12 protein-coding genes are annotated in these 15,460 nt (G+C 43.7%); 3 read left to right on the top strand and 9 right to left on the bottom strand.

All coding sequences use genetic code 11. The annotated features are described in order from the left end of the window. Positions 1-30: 30 nt before the first annotated feature. Positions 31-1,062: an extracellular solute-binding protein gene (locus ACF8OV_RS14655; protein ID WP_017448550.1), complete on the top strand. Its 1,032-nt coding sequence runs from the start codon at positions 31-33 to the stop codon at positions 1,060-1,062. 250 nt (positions 1,063-1,312) lie between these two features. Continuing rightward, positions 1,313-2,350 (top strand): extracellular solute-binding protein, encoded by a 1,038-nt coding sequence (locus ACF8OV_RS14650; RefSeq protein WP_005453907.1) that lies wholly within the window; start codon positions 1,313-1,315, stop codon positions 2,348-2,350. Positions 2,351-2,423: 73 nt separating this feature from the next. On the opposite strand, the gene cobB is transcribed toward ACF8OV_RS14650, so the two are convergent. Next, positions 2,424-3,149, bottom strand: a complete 726-nt coding sequence (gene cobB, locus ACF8OV_RS14645) for a Sir2 family NAD+-dependent deacetylase (protein WP_025515731.1) — start codon at positions 3,147-3,149, stop codon at positions 2,424-2,426. A gap of 120 nt (positions 3,150-3,269) precedes the next feature. On the opposite strand from cobB, the gene ACF8OV_RS14640 reads away from it, so the two are divergent. After that, positions 3,270-3,449, top strand: coding sequence for a hypothetical protein (locus ACF8OV_RS14640; protein ID WP_005453881.1), 180 nt, complete (start codon positions 3,270-3,272; stop codon positions 3,447-3,449). 74 nt (positions 3,450-3,523) lie between these two features. Here the strand turns inward: ACF8OV_RS14640 and ACF8OV_RS14635 are convergent, their stop codons facing one another. The 8 genes from ACF8OV_RS14635 to ACF8OV_RS14600 all read right to left on the bottom strand — a co-directional run bounded on the left by ACF8OV_RS14635 (position 3,524) and on the right by ACF8OV_RS14600 (position 15,429). After that, positions 3,524-4,744: an ammonium transporter gene (locus ACF8OV_RS14635; RefSeq protein WP_005495037.1), complete on the bottom strand. Its 1,221-nt coding sequence runs from the start codon at positions 4,742-4,744 to the stop codon at positions 3,524-3,526. 490 nt (positions 4,745-5,234) lie between these two features. Next, positions 5,235-5,720: an SMI1/KNR4 family protein gene (locus ACF8OV_RS14630; RefSeq protein WP_029798202.1), complete on the bottom strand. Its 486-nt coding sequence runs from the start codon at positions 5,718-5,720 to the stop codon at positions 5,235-5,237. Further along, positions 5,689-9,753 carry an RHS repeat-associated core domain-containing protein gene (locus tag ACF8OV_RS14625; RefSeq protein ID WP_392404376.1) on the bottom strand — a complete coding sequence of 1,355 codons (4,065 nt, stop codon included), beginning with the start codon at positions 9,751-9,753 and terminating at the stop codon, positions 5,689-5,691. The genes ACF8OV_RS14630 and ACF8OV_RS14625 overlap by 32 nt, the downstream gene beginning before the upstream one ends. Positions 9,754-10,275: 522 nt before the next feature. Beyond that, entirely contained in the window at positions 10,276-10,692 is a 417-nt protein-coding gene (locus ACF8OV_RS14620; protein WP_203505032.1) for a hypothetical protein, read from the bottom strand. After that, complete coding sequence (locus ACF8OV_RS14615; protein WP_025551428.1) at positions 10,676-11,728, bottom strand: formate dehydrogenase subunit gamma; 1,053 nt, start codon at positions 11,726-11,728, stop codon at positions 10,676-10,678. The genes ACF8OV_RS14620 and ACF8OV_RS14615 overlap by 17 nt, the downstream gene beginning before the upstream one ends. Before the next feature lie 14 nt (positions 11,729-11,742). Next, complete coding sequence (fdh3B, locus tag ACF8OV_RS14610) at positions 11,743-12,351, bottom strand: formate dehydrogenase FDH3 subunit beta (protein WP_005453840.1); 609 nt, start codon at positions 12,349-12,351, stop codon at positions 11,743-11,745. Positions 12,352-12,362: 11 nt separating this feature from the next. Beyond that, positions 12,363-15,218 (bottom strand): formate dehydrogenase subunit alpha, encoded by a 2,856-nt coding sequence (locus ACF8OV_RS14605; RefSeq protein WP_005453899.1) that lies wholly within the window; start codon positions 15,216-15,218, stop codon positions 12,363-12,365. 10 nt (positions 15,219-15,228) lie between these two features. Next, positions 15,229-15,429 (bottom strand): twin-arginine translocation signal domain-containing protein, encoded by a 201-nt coding sequence (locus ACF8OV_RS14600; protein ID WP_005396171.1) that lies wholly within the window; start codon positions 15,427-15,429, stop codon positions 15,229-15,231. Between the last annotated feature and the right edge of the window lie 31 nt (positions 15,430-15,460).

The following is a 15,460-nucleotide window of genomic DNA, read 5'->3' as shown; positions in this document are numbered from 1 at the left end:
TGGACAACGTTTGGTTTGGAGCTAACGTCAATGAAAAAATGGGCTACTCTATTAGCTGGTAGTGCATGTGCGCTTTCTCTGTTCTCAGGTTCAGCGGCAGCGGACGATAAAGAATTGGTATTTATGAACTGGGGTCCTTACATCAACAGTAATATCCTAGAGCAATTTACTAAAGAAACAGGTATCAAAGTGATCTACTCGACTTACGAGTCGAACGAAACTTTGTACGCAAAGCTAAAAACTCATAACCAAGGTTATGACCTAGTCGTACCTTCAACTTACTTCGTAGCAAAAATGCGCGATGAAGGTATGCTACAAAAGATCGATAAGACTAAGCTGAAAAACTTCGGCAACCTAGATAAGAACTACCTAGATAAGCCTTACGATCCAAATAACGACTACTCTATTCCACACGTTGTTGCGATTACAGGTCTAGCAGTTAACGCTGATATGTACGATCCAAACGACTTCCAAAGCTGGGCAGACCTATGGAAGCCTGAGCTTGAAGGTCAAGTAATGCTAATGGACGATACTCGTGAAGTATTCCACATTGCCCTACGTAAATTGGGTTACTCAGGTAACTCTACAGATCCAAAGCAAATCGACGAAGCATACGCTGAATTGCAAAAGCTGATGCCAAACGTTTTAGTATTTAACTCTGATAACCCGGGTGCGCCATACATGTCTGGCGAAGTTGGCGTTGGTATGCTTTGGAACGGCAGTGCGGCTGCGGCGCAAAACGAAGGTCTAAACCTTAAGCTAGTCTTCCCTAAAGAAGGCGGTATTGGCTGGGTTGATAACTTCGCAATCTCTTCTGGCGCGAAAAACGTAGAAGCAGCGCACAAAATGATCGACTTCCTACTACGCCCTGAAATCGCAGAGCAAATTTCTCGTGACACTGGCTACCTAACCGCCGTTACAGAATCAAACTCGAAGTTTAAAGACGTAGCACCGCTGTTCCCTTCTCAAGAAGATCTTGACCGTGTTGAATGGCAAGACTCGGTTGGTGATATGACAGTGAAATATGAAGACTACTTCTTGAAACTGAAAGCGGGTCAATAATCTGATCTTGCCTACTAAGGCATCGACTAACTGAAAATAGGCAGCGATACGCTGCCTATTTTTGTAATTGACTGATATAATTATGCGTTGCTAGGTTTATTTAGCTCAGTTTCACAGAATTATCGCTTCTCTAAAAAGGCTCGGTATAAATTGATTTAAATAAACGGGATTGTGCTTATTGCGATTTGGCTCAACTTAATAACTGCGACTAGTATTGATTTGTCCAATCGCTAAACAAAACGGAAAACAAATGAAAAGTAAATTCTACGCAAGCGCTCTATGTGCAGCGACGCTAATCGCTACCCCTGCAATGGCGGCTGATCAAGAACTGTATTTCTACAACTGGTCGGAATACATTCCAAACGAAGTTCTTGAAGACTTTACAAAAGAAACTGGCATCAAAGTTATCTACTCTACATACGAATCTAACGAAAGTATGTACGCGAAGCTAAAAACGCAAGGTTCTGGTTACGATTTGGTAGTACCGTCTACCTACTTCGTTTCTAAAATGCGTAAAGAAGGTATGCTGCAAGAGATCGACAAAAAGAAACTTTCTCACTTTAGCGATCTTGACACCAACTTCCTAGATAAACCATTTGATCCAAACAACAACTACTCTATCCCTTACATTTGGGGTGCGACGGGCATTGGTATCAACGCAGATATGCTAGATAAATCGTCTGTTTCTAAATGGGACGATTTCTGGGATAGCAAGTGGGAAGGCCAACTAATGCTGATGGATGACTCTCGTGAAGTCTTCCACATTGCATTAACAAAGCTTGGTTACTCGCCAAATACAACGAACCCAGATGAAATCAAAGCAGCTTATGAAGAGCTGAAAAAGCTAATGCCAAACGTATTGGTATTCAATTCTGATTTCCCAGCAAACCCTTACCTTGCAGGTGAAGTATCTCTTGGTATGCTTTGGAACGGCTCTGCTTACATGGCTCGTCAAGAAGGTGCGAATATCGACATCATCTGGCCTGAAAAAGGCACCATTTTCTGGATGGACAGCCTAGCAATTCCAGCTGGCGCGAAAAACGTAGATGCTGCTCATAAGATGATCGACTTCCTACTACGCCCTGAGAACGCCGCTAAGATTGCACTAGAGATTGGTTACCCTACTCCAGTTAAGACGGCACATGAGCTGCTACCAAAAGAGTTTGCTAACGATCCAAGCATCTTCCCTCCACAAGAAGTGATGGACAGCGGTACATGGCAAGATGAAGTTGGCGAAGCGAGCGTAATGTACGATGAGTACTTCCAAAAGCTAAAAGTAAACAACTAATTCGTTAGTTTTAAAGATGTGAAAAGGCGGCTCATGAGCCGCTTTTTTTGTATCTAATAGTTAGGTTAAAGTTTTATGCTTTCGTGTCCAAAGCAAGAATTTCATCAACAAGCTTCGGTACTTCAACGCTTGCTTTACCATAGCGTTTTTCTTCAAATTCACTTTCAACCGCACTCGGTTCAAGGTTAATTTCTATAGTATGAGCGCCATGCATTTTAGCATCATGCACAAAGCCAGCGGCCGGATAGACGACGCCCGAAGTGCCGATAGAGACAAACAAATCAGCTTCTTCCAGTGCTGCGTATATCTCTCCCATTCTCAGTGGCATTTCACCAAACCACACAATATGTGGGCGCATTTGTGATGGGATCTGACAACAATGGCAAAGCTCACCAGTTTTTATATCTTCGGTATGTTCAATAACTTGGTTAGATTCACTACATCGCGCCTTAAGTAACTCACCATGCATGTGAATCACATTTTGGCTGCCACCTCTTTCATGCAAGTTATCAATATTCTGCGTAATAACCGTCACCTTTCCCTTTAATTCCGCTTCAAGACGGCCAAGAGCAAGATGCGCAGCATTCGGTATGATCGCTTCATCTTGAAGCTTTTGACGGCGTTGATTATAAAAACTCTGAACAAGGTCTGGATCTCGAGCAAAACCTTCAGGTGTTGCTACATCTTCAATTCGGTGATTCTCCCACAGGCCATCTTGGGCTCGAAATGTTTGAATACCAGATTCAGCCGAGATACCTGCTCCAGTAAGTACTACAATATTTCTATAAGGGAAATTCATAACTTATCCTTGTTGTTCTTTTTCATTAGCTTAACACTGAAAGAATAGCAACTGTAGTAGTATGGATTAGACCATGGTCGTAATGGTCACTATTAGAATTACATTTTGAGAGGAATCGCAATGAGACAAGTATCTCTGGCGCTTATATTACTTACGACTTTAGCAGGCTGTCAGCTGACAAATGTGGAAGGTGAAATTGACGACGTAAAAGTAAAAGTCAGCACAAATGATGACAATCATGGGCCGCATGGCAATGGTAGCTTTTGCCCCCCTGGTCAAGCTAAAAAAGGCAACTGCTAAAGCGGCTTGTATATCGGTTTGAAGAAAACAGTTTAAAAAAAGAGCGGTTTGATGCCGCTCTTTTTTCGATTAAATTAGTCTTCGTTAGTAGATGATATTTTATGAATCGCTAAATCCGCACCATTAAACTCGTCTTCTTCTGAAAGCCTTAAACCTGTTAGAGCGTTGATTGCGCCATAGACCACAAGAGCACCTAAAACCGCAATGGAAATGCCAAGAAATGTCCCTAAAACTTGAACCGCGAAACTAACACCGCCCATTCCACCAAATCCACTTTGACCAAAAACTCCTGCAGCGATCCCGCCCCAAGCACCACATACTCCATGCAAAGGCCACACACCCAGTACGTCATCGATTTTGGTTCGGTTTTGCAGGTATGTAAACAGATACACAAACAAAACCCCGGCAACGGCACCTGTCACTAATGCACCAAGCGGATGCATTAAATCTGACCCCGCGCAAACCGCAACCAAACCGGCCAAAGGGCCATTGTGAATAAAGCCAGGGTCATTTTTACCCGCAAGTAATGAAGCTACGATACCTCCAACCATTGCCATCAACGAGTTCATCGCCACTAAGCCACTGATTCCAGAAAGAGTTTGAGCGGACATAACGTTGAAACCAAACCAACCAACACAGAGAATCCAAGCCCCAAGTGCCAAAAATGGGATATTAGATGGAGCGAAGTTCGTATGCTTTCCTGCGCGGATACGACCTCTACGCATCCCTAAAAAAGTAACCGCCACCAGCGCAATCCATCCACCAACGCCGTGCACAACGACCGAACCTGCAAAATCGTGAAAACCATAACCAAAGGTACTTTCAAACCAAGCTTGAACACCAAAGTTTCCATTCCAGATGATTCCTTCAAATAGCGGATATACTATGCCGACAGTGAAAAATGTTGCGATTAGAATCGGATAAAAACGAGCTCGCTCCGCGATACCACCAGAAACAATAGCAGGAATCGCCGCAGCGAAGGTCAGTAAGAAAAAGAACTTAACCAACTCGTAGCCATTATCTTGAGATAAGGTTTGAGCATCAGAAAAGAACGTGCCGCCATAAGCAACCCAATAACCAATAAAAAAGTAAGCAATCGCAGAAATACCAAAATCGGCAATAATTTTAACGAGTGCGTTTACTTGGTTCTTTTGGCGCACGGTTCCCACTTCAAGAAAAGCAAAACCAGCATGCATCAAAAAAACCATGATGGCACCCAATAATAGAAAAAGTGTATCGGAACTTTGTGTGAGAGTTTGTACAACGCCATGTACCTGATCGGCAGTTACACTCATTATGTTTATCTCCGTTATTTGTAGCGCACTCATCCTGTGCATCAAAGTTAAAGTCATCACCAATTTGGTGAATGAAATTCACAAAGCGTCTATTGCAGCAATTACCGTTCCATAATTTACTCTTCTAACAATTAGAATTTAATTCATTGTTTTATAAAGCCTTAAATAAAATCAAAAACATTTATTTGTATTGATTTTATCTATTCAAATGCACCAATGTAGGGTCTATGCACCAATATAATGCGCACAACATGTATGCGGTTTAATTAATATACTCTGGCCATAAACGCAAAAAGCCACCTCATAAGAGATGGCTCATACATTAAATTTCTAAATAAATGATAATTTATCGTGTGATCTTCCCTGCTTTTACATCTTCTAGCCAAGGCCCCGTCTATATGCCTCCTCCCGAAAAAGCATCAGACAAACTATCCCAAGAAACAGTGTAACTTTTACTAAACAAGGCAGTTTCGATACTTGTAACAACAAATCAAAGGCTGAGCATGTATTCCAAAAATGCCTCAAATGTTGCCCATGATTGGGCTTCTTTACCAAACAATTCATCAATAAAGAGGGCTACTTCTCCCGACCTTTCTGATTCATTTGAAAATAAAAAGTAGTAGCCACCTCCAGCATAGTTCTCTAATACGCAACCGTTTTGTGGTATTCTCTCAAAATCACTCGGTATCTCATCCTCGCGAAGTTCAAGAGTGCGCTCTACTGTAAGATAGTCCTCATCTTCAGAGTATCCATAAATCGTATGACCAAACCACTCAACGTAACCATATTTTCTTAGAAAAACTTTATATGGCTCAGGAAAGGATACTCCTAGCTTATTTTCCATTTCATGAATTGATACGTCATTCAACTCTCCAAAGCATTCAAACCCTTCTTTTTCGGTGAATTGTTCGAACATTACGTCTAAGCTTCTCATATTTAAAACTCTATTTTTGATAAATGTTTTTGCCTTCATCATACCAGTGCAATCGCTTATTGTATTTCTGATGAAACTTGGAATTCATTACCCTGAAGTTATCGAACGAGTTATCCCCTCCCCGAAACAAAGGGGTCTTATGGTGAATGATAAATCCGTCGGGAAGTCTTCCTGATTTAATCATTTTGACCAACTGCTTTGAAGTAAAACGCTTCGCTGCCTCTTTTGTACTCGCGTAACAACGAACAAATTCGGGTTTGATGCTCTCAAATTCTTTTCTTAGTAGGTTAACTTCATCGACGCTTCTTTTATGGGATTTAGTAGGAAAACCTCTCTTCGTAAAAACTAAACCTTTTATTTCTCCAGATACATGTGCATTAACAAAGTCATTTATACTAACAGCATGTCGGAATTCTCGTGTGAAACCGCCAGAATAATTTATATGACGATAAAAAGTAATCTCGTTTCTTTCACAATCAATATGGTCTAAATCGTATTCATATCGAATATGATTTTTACCTTTGGGTTTTCGGATTTTGACTTGCGAGCGAACACCATCTTCTCCGACGGATGACTCTTTTGCCGCCTCTAAAATCTGATCGCAAACCTCTTGGGGAACGTTGTTTTGCGCCTGATACTCCGCCAGCATTTGCTGCAAGCGTTTTAGCCCTTCTTCACAAAGGAAACCTGTTGGGTCAATCCATTGGATAGGATTGACTGCATATTGATAATGGTTAATGCCACCAGCAATAGATATCGGGTCTTGTTGGATAAAACGTCCTAGCTTAGGGTCGTAATACCGAGCGAGGTTGTAATGTAAGTTGGTTTCTTGGTCGAAATACTGTCCCTGAAAACGAAGTGGATTTCTCACCTCTTCAACGTCTATAGAAGCAAATCCATGGACATCATAACTTGCACTCCAAACGATATTTCCGGCACTGTCTTTTAGTCGCTCCGGTTTACCTACCTGATCACATTCATACAAATAAATTGAGCCATTTTCTAACACAGCCAATGGGATGTAGGTTTCTGGTTGATATAAGTACCAACGAAAGCCATCGGCCGTGCGTTCTCCGAGCAAACGCTCACCTTCCCAAAGAAACTCGGTGATACCATTTTGAGTAATTTTCTTTGTTCTACGGCCTAATGCATCATATTCATAGTGACTAATACTCGAATCACCATGTACTTCTACCAGTTGATTTAATGCGTCAAACACACGTTTTTGAACCGTGCCATCGCCTTCTCGTTTAACTTGATTACCTTGTTGGTCGTATTTGTAACGAACACCTGCATAAGCTTCAATGCGGTCACTCATTACCTTAGAATCAGCCAAAGCGGGATTTCCAAAGCTATCTGATTCAAATGTTGAAGTCGAACCGGCTTCACTAACCTTTGTAACGTACCCGAGGGTATCGTACTGATAGTGAGTTGCCCCTGCAGTATTATCTAAAATTGAAGAGATTCGGTTCTGTGCATTGTATATGTATTTTTTTTCTCTACCTGACCATTGCTGCTCGACTAATCGACCGACACCGTCATAAAGTTTGCTCTCTCTGAAACTCTCAGTTTCAGTGACAGAAAGCCTCCCCATAACATCATATTGGAACTCAATTTTTGGTAATGAGTCATCGCCAAACCGGATTTCGGAAAGCCTACCATTGGTGTCGAATGAAAAGTTAAGTGACGTCTTGTCAGGTAAGGTTTGCGAAACACGCTGTCCGAGTCGGTTAAACTCTTCACCGATTTCAAATTGACCTTGAATACGCTTAGTTAAATGTCCAAATGAGGAATATTGATACTGTAGAGTTTGATGACGATTAGAGGCTAAAGTCAGTCTTTCACCTAACGTATAGTTAAAGTGACTCTCAACAATATTTTTTCCATTTCCCGCTTTAATATGCTGAAGAAAGCCAGCATCGTCATAGCGGTATAAAACGGTCCTATCTGCAACATCTTTTCGGATGATTCTTCCCATAGAGTCGTATTTGAATTGGCTGTGTAGCCCATCAAATCCAACGGTACCTGATAGTAAACCTTCACTGTCGTACAAAAACTCAAACGCTAGACCATCACTTCGAACTAATTTCGTTAGGTTACGTTGTTGATCGTACTCGTAGGAAATATGGCTGCCATCAGGGAAGATTACCGCTTCTTGTTGAGCCAAAGCTCCCCATTGATAAGACGTGACACCTTCTGGTGTCTGTATCTGTGCAACACGACTAAACTCGTCATAAGCGTACTCTTCACTGTAACCGACTTTGTCTTCGTCGTTGAAATATCTTATCGATGTGCGGCGTCCGTAATCATCATAGGAAATCTGGGCAACACATCCATCGGGATACGCAATCCCATTAACTAAATCGGTAGCGCCATAACTGTAGCGAAGTAAAGTGCCATCTACTTCATGAGCGACTAATCTTAGTTGTTTATCCCACCACCAACGGCTCTTCTTACCATCTTCAGACTCTCTCTTTACGACTTGACCATGTTTATCGTATTCATACTCCGTTACGCAACCTAGAGCATCGATATCCCACACTCGTTGACCAAGACTGTTGTAATAAGCCTTTTCAAGATCACCATCAGGAGATACCGTTTTTACAAGCTTACCTAAGCTGTCATAACCATATTGAATTTGAGCACCGGAAGAGTGCAATTTGGAAATTAACTGGCCTTGCTGATTGTACTGGTACTGTGTTGTCGAGTTATCTGGGAATAGCGCTTTCTCTTTACGCCCTAAATGATCATAGTGCCATTGCCACGTTCTTCCTGTCGGGCTCGATTTTTCAAGCAGATGACCTTGCTCATCATGAATGAAAGTCCACTCATTATCTAAAGAGTCAGAATAAGAGGACTTTGCGCCCTCATAATGGAATCGATAATCGTAAATACCTGAGTCGCCAAAGTTTCTAATGCACTTAGCACTCGAGCCTTCTCCCGACCATTCAAAGTGATGCGTAAACCCTGTTGGTCGAACACGTTTGGCTATCAAATGTTGGTCTTGATACTCATATCGCTCAGTCAAACCCAAATCATTCGTCGCACTAACAAGATCGTCTTGCTCGTCATAGATATATGTTGTTAATACTTGTTCTGTCTTTGTGTTCAACAATTCAACAAGGCGCCCTTGTTTATCATATCGACACTCAAGAACTGGTCGCTTGTTATGTGCAACTTCAATTAGGCGATGGTTTCTCGAATAACGAAGTTGGAACGTCGAAAAGATTCCATTGCGGACTTGTTTTAATAGCCAAATGTCTTCTACCAACTCAAAACGATATTGATCACCACTAGAGAGAGTGACAATTCGTGTATTTGGGTTTAGGAAATGACAGCTTGCTCCGACATAGACTTGATAACTTGTTGAACCATGCTCAACTGGTTCAAATTCAATCTCGTCTGCAGAGTCGCTTATAAATTCCCATGAGATGACGTTGTGCTTTTCATCTGTGACTTCTTTCAGTTCAAATTGAAAAGCATGTCGCCAACCGTAACCAAGACCTTGATTTCGGGAAGCTTTGGATGAGCGATACGTTCTTGACCAAACGAAGCCATTGGGAAGCTCTACATCATTGAGTGTTAATATTTCTTCGCCCGTTACTAGAGAAACCGGATCTCCCGCTTTTTCATGACATTCGCTGCCCGTCTGTAAAGGCTTTGCAGAGGCTGAATTCTTAGCTTGGGTTTTAGAAGATGTATGTGCTTTGTTCTGCTTAGACTTTGCTTTTACTTGCTTAGGTACCGGTGTTGGTTCACTGGATATTGTCGCGTTTTTCTTTGTTTTAGGGAAACTAGCGACATAAAGAGAACCATTCACAAGTGCTTTTGCAAATACAGGCGCATAAAGCTCTGGTGTCAGTTCTTCATCCGGTACGTTTGGGGGAAACTGATCAAGTAGATGATACAACTCTTCAACACGGCTTGAGCTAAGCGGTACGAAGTCATCTAGAAACGCCTTCGCACTCTGTTCTGAGTCAAACTTTTTGTGTTCACCTTTTGGGATTGGCTGACTGGAAAAATGATAGCTTTGACCAAGGCAGTTGGTGAGAGGGATAACAAATTGAGGAATCATAGTTGTAACGAGTGTGTCCTTTCCTATTGCCTACCACTGACTTCACAAGTTTGCTTTGTTTTCATCTAGCAGGTACTGAGAATACAAAGCAAACGTGTGAAAGCCGGATCCTTTTCAGAATTCGACTATTCCTTGACTTGAATGCACTAAGGCGAATTTGATGCTCTTTAAAAAGCTGAGCGTCGCGTACTCTAGCGGCTAAAAATGCCTTGAGTAAATGAACAATAGTGTGAGTGAGACTGAGGTCTCAGCGATTTGCCTTTTAGAGAACAATTTCTTTTGTTAATTTGATTCGCTCCCCAGATAACAAAATTCACCAAGAAAATTCACAATAGTCGCATGACTGAGATACCGCGTCTCACACAAGAGAAGCTGACTCAAACTATAGAACGTTATGCTCATGTCCAGCATGTCACGACAAGCTTCTGGCTTTCCATTGCATAACCGAACTCTCAATTGCATAACCGAAGCAATAAAAAAGCCGCCCTAAATAAGGCAGCTTTTGATGTTGTTAAGGTTCAATTATAGGTTTGGACCTGTAGAGGGAGTATGAGGTTGATTGTTACGCAGTTGCTGCATGCCTTGGAACATACGAATGAACCAAACAAGGATAGCTAACGCAGCGAATACCATTCCGACCCAAGGGATGAAGTAAGCGATGTCTTCGATCAACGTACTTTTCACCCAATAATCACTTACCCCGACTAGCACACCGTTAGAGGTCGCTACGGTGACAATCAGCACAACAAAAAACGTTAGGTAGAGGAAGAAGGTACGAATCAGACCGTAGTAATGAGAATTCACTACGTCGCTGTCTTCCCCCTTATCCAAACGGTAACCCGCATAGATAATTGCGATAACGCCTGAGATCAAAAACGTAAACGGGGTAAAACAACTCAGGATATACGCAATCCAAATCCCGTTATGATGTTTGTTCATTCGCTTTCGCTCCTTTCTCTGTCGTTGGTTTTGATTCTGCTTCGCCCATCGCTTCTTTAGACTTCACTTCTTCATACCAAAGATCGTGATGCTCTTTCGCCCATGTTTCATCGACTTCACCAGTCACCATGCCTTCTAACGCACCTTCCATACCGAATAGACCGATATAGATGTGGAAAATAAAGCCACAGATCAGAATCAGGGCTGAAATGGCATGAACTAGGTTAGAAAGTTCCATATCTCGGCGAGTTTGCCCAAAGATTGGGAAATCCAAAACTAAACCACTTACCGCGACAATAGCGCCAAAGAAAATCAACAACCAGTAGATGGCTTTCTCACCACCGTTTGAGAACCCTGCCGATGGATGCGTTCCTTTGTGCTTACCAACCATGCCGCCCATTTTCATGAACCAACGAATATCCGTCATGTTTGGAATCGACTTGCGCCACCATTTCAAGAGTACAAACATCAGTAAAATGAAGAACAGTGGCCCCATGTAGTTGTGGTATTGCTTCGCCAACATGACGATAAAGCCCCAAAACTCGGTAGGAACATACGGTTTTAAAAAGTGCTTACCGTAAACCAGCATCAAACCACTGAATGCAAGCGTTAAGAATGTAAACGCCATACTCCAGTGGAGAGCGCGATCCAAGCGAGACCAGCGCTTCATCTTTTTGCCTGTACGAGGCTTACTTAGCATCAAAGGGCCAACAAATACGTAAGCCATGATAACCATCGCGATACTGCCGAAAATCGCGACAGCACCAGCAGGAGACATCCATTTCTCTTTTAGAATGTACCAAGTCTCACCAGGTTTACTGATTAATACGCCATGTTCTGGCGATTGAGACGTGGTATAACCTTCTTGCCCCTCTCTGACTTCACGCCAATAATCTGCACCTGCAAGTTGCGTTATCTCCTGTTGAACCACTTTAGAAGATTGCTCCTCTGCTGAAGCAGGCATTGCGAAAGTCAGCAGCAATGCCGTCATCATTGACAGCATTGCTAGAGACGCACGTTTAAGAGTGTTTAACATGTGCCTCTCCTTACTTAGCTTTTCGTCGCATCGTAAGAAAGATCGTTTCCGTCTGTCCAACCTGCGTTTTTCGCGCCGCGCTCTACCACACGTTGGCGGAAAATATCAGAGACTTTCTCTGCGTCACCCGCAAGTAGTGCTTTTGTTGAACATAGCGATGCACACATCGGTAGTTTGCCTTCTGCGATACGGTTCGCACCGTATTTTTGGCGTTCTTCTTCTGAACCTGGTTCAGTGTTTGGACCGCCTGCGCAGAATGTACATTTGTCCATTTTTCCACGTTCACCGAACGCTTCTTGTTTCGGGAACTGCGGAGCGCCAAACGGACAAGCAAACAAGCAGTAACCACAGCCGATGCACAGATCTTTATTGTGAAGTACGATGCCGTCTTCTGTATGTTCGAAACAGTCAGCTGGACAAACCGCCATACAAGGCGCATCTGTACAATGCATACAAGCAACAGAGATCGAGTTTTCACCCGGTTCACCGTCATTAAGTGTCACAACGCGACGACGTTGGATGCCCCATTCAAGCGCATCGTCGTTTTCGTTCTTACATGCAGTAACACAGCCGTTACACTCGATACAGCGTTTGGTGTCACATAGGAATTTCATTCGTGCCATTGTCAGACTCCTTACGCTTTACGAATGTTACATAGGGTTACTTTAGTTTCCTGCATCAAAGTAACAGGGTCGTAACCGTAAGTGGTTGCCGTGTTGGCGGCTTCACCAACAACATAAGGTTGCGTGCCTTCTGGGTATTTAGGACGTAGGTCTTCACCTTCGAACTTACCGCCAAAGTGGAACGGAATGAATGCCAAGCCAGGTTTCACACGACGTGTAACCATCGCTTTCACCTTGATTCGTCCCTTCTCTGCACCTTCAACCCAAACATCATCACCATCTCTAAAGCCAAGATCGTTCGCGTCTTTCGGGTTTACTTCAACAAACATTTCTTGTTGAAGCTCGGCAAGCCAAGGGTTTGAACGCGTCTCCTCACCACCACCTTCGTATTCAACCAGACGGCCAGAAGTCAGAACGATTGGGTACTCGCCCGATTTGTCTTGCTCTTGAATTGATTTATACAACGTAGGAACACGGAAGATTGCATCTTTGTCATCCCAAGTTGGGTAATCCGTTACAAGGTCACGACGTGGTGTGTACAGTGGTTCACGATGCAGTGGTACGCGGTCTGGGAACGTCCAAACAATCGCACGCGCTTTCGCGTTACCAAATGGGATACAACCGTGCTTGATAGCGACACGCTGAATACCGCCAGAAAGGTCAGTCTTCCAGTTTTTACCCTCTGCTGCCGCTTTCTCTTCAGCGGTTAGATCGTCCCACCAACCAAGTTGTTTCAACAACTTGTCAGTGAATTCTGGGTAACCGTCTTTGATTTCACAGCCTTTCGAGTAGCTGTCTTCCGCAAGAAGGCTCTTGCCTTCGAATTCCACACCAAAGCGCGTACGGAAGTTACCGCCACCTTCTGCAACCGTCTTAGACGTATCGTACAGAATGTGTGTGCCTGGGTGTTTCATTTCCGGTGTACCCCAACATGGCCAAGGTAGACCGTAGGTTTCACCGTTTACAGGGCCACCTTCCGCTTCCAATGTGGTTTTGTGGAACGTATGCCAGTTTTGTTGGTGCGCTTTCAAACGCTCTGGGCTTTGGCCTGTGTAACCAATCGTCCACATGCCTTTGTTAAATTCACGCGTTAGGTCTTCAATCACCGGCTGGTTGTTTTCAACACGGATGTTTTTGAACAGAAGATCTGAATAGCCCAGTTTCTTCGAAAGCAGGTACATGATTTCATGGTCTGGTTTTGATTCGAACAAAGGTTCAATAACCTGATCACGCCATTGTAGAGAGCGGTTAGAAGCGGTAACACTGCCGTATGTTTCAAACTGCGTTGTTGCAGGAAGCAAGTAAACGCCGTCGGTACGGTCGTTCATTACCGCAGCAACAGTTGGGTATGGGTCCACAATCACCATCATGTCCAACTTCTGCATCGCTTTTTTCATCTCAACACCACGTGTTTGAGAGTTCACTGCGTGACCCCAGTAGAACATTGCACGGATGTTTTCGCGTTGACGAATGTTGTCTTTGTTTTCTAGTACGCCATCCACCCAACGAGATACAGGAATACCTGCACTGTTCATTGGTTTTTGACCACCGTAAGCATTGTCATCGAAACGACCTTTAATCCATTCGTAATCGATTTCCCACACTTTTGACCAGTGACGCCAAGCACCTTCAGAAAGGCCGTAGTAGCCCGGTAGCGTGTCAGAAAGTACGCCAAGGTCGGTTGCGCCTTGTACGTTATCGTGACCACGGAAGATGTTTGCGCCGCCGCCTGATTTACCAATGTTACCAAGCGCTAGCTCAAGCACACAGTAAGCACGTGTGTTGTTGTTACCAGTAGTATGCTGAGTACCACCCATACACCAAACAATACAGCCCGGGCGATTTTCAGAAAGCAGTTTTGCTGTTTGGTAAACGTCTTCTTCGCTTACGCCTGTTACGCGCTCAACTTCTGCTGGCGTCCACTTCGCTACTTCAGCACGGATTTCATCCATACCGAATACACGTTGACGGATGAACTCTTTATCTTCCCATTGGTTTTCGAAGATGTGCCACAACACACCCCAAATGAATGCTACGTCAGAACCAGGACGAAGTGAGACATAGTGATCCGATTTTGCTGCCGTACGTGTACGACGAGGATCCGCTACGACGATCTTACAGTTGTTCTTCTCTTTCGCGATCAGAATGTGCTGCATCGCTACTGGGTGTGCTTCAGCTGGGTTTGAACCAATGAACAGCATCGACTTACAGTTGTGCATGTCATTGAAAGAGTTGGTCATCGCACCGTAACCCCAAGTGTTCGCTACACCCGCCACGGTTGTTGAGTGACAAATACGCGCTTGGTGGTCAACGTTGTTAGTGCCCCAAAGTGATGCCATTTTGCGGAACAAGTACGCTTGTTCGTTGCTGTGCTTTGCGCTTCCCAAGAAGTAAACCGAATCAGGGCCAGACTCTTTGCGGATGTCCATCACCTTGTTACCGATTTCTTCGATCGCTTGATCCCAAGAAAGCTTTTTCCACTTACCGTTTTCAAGCTTCATTGGGTATTTAAGGCGGCGCTCACCGTGACCATGTTCACGCAGTGCAGCGCCTTTTGCACAGTGACCACCGGCGTTAAATGGGTGGTCGAATGCAGGCTCTTGACCCGTCCAAACACCATTTTGAACTTCTGCGTAAATACCACAACCCACTGAACAGTGAGAACAGATAGTACGTTTTACTTCTGTTTTCGCTTCTGGATCGACTGATTTTGCTTGCGCTTTTTTCATCATTCCCGGTGCGAATAGACTAGCACCAACCACTGCGCCACCAGCGGCAAGCGAAGTGTTTTTCATGAATGCACGACGAGATACGCCAAGCTGGTTCGTTTCTTTGCTCACACTGTCGGAGCGTTTGACAAGTTTCATCCGTTATCTCCTAAAGTGTATCGTAGTAATCGCGAATGTGTTGAGTTTCACGATACCCTTTCTTCTTCACGTCTTTTTCAGAAGGCTCAACCGTTTCTGAAGCAACGGCCACTTTTGTGGTTCCCGCAACAACAGCACCAGCAACGGCAGCGGTTGTGAAGCCTTTTAGGAGATCCCTACGGCTTGTGTTTATTTCTTTATTATCTTTCATCATTGCTTCCTTACCTTACGGTAGATCTTTG

The sequence above is a fragment of the Vibrio sp. GLN_1 genome (assembly GCF_043106015.1).
Classification (GTDB): domain Bacteria; phylum Pseudomonadota; class Gammaproteobacteria; order Enterobacterales; family Vibrionaceae; genus Vibrio; species Vibrio parahaemolyticus.
The sequence above is the reverse complement of the archived record's forward strand: the minus strand, read 5'-3'. Positions and strand labels throughout refer to the sequence as shown.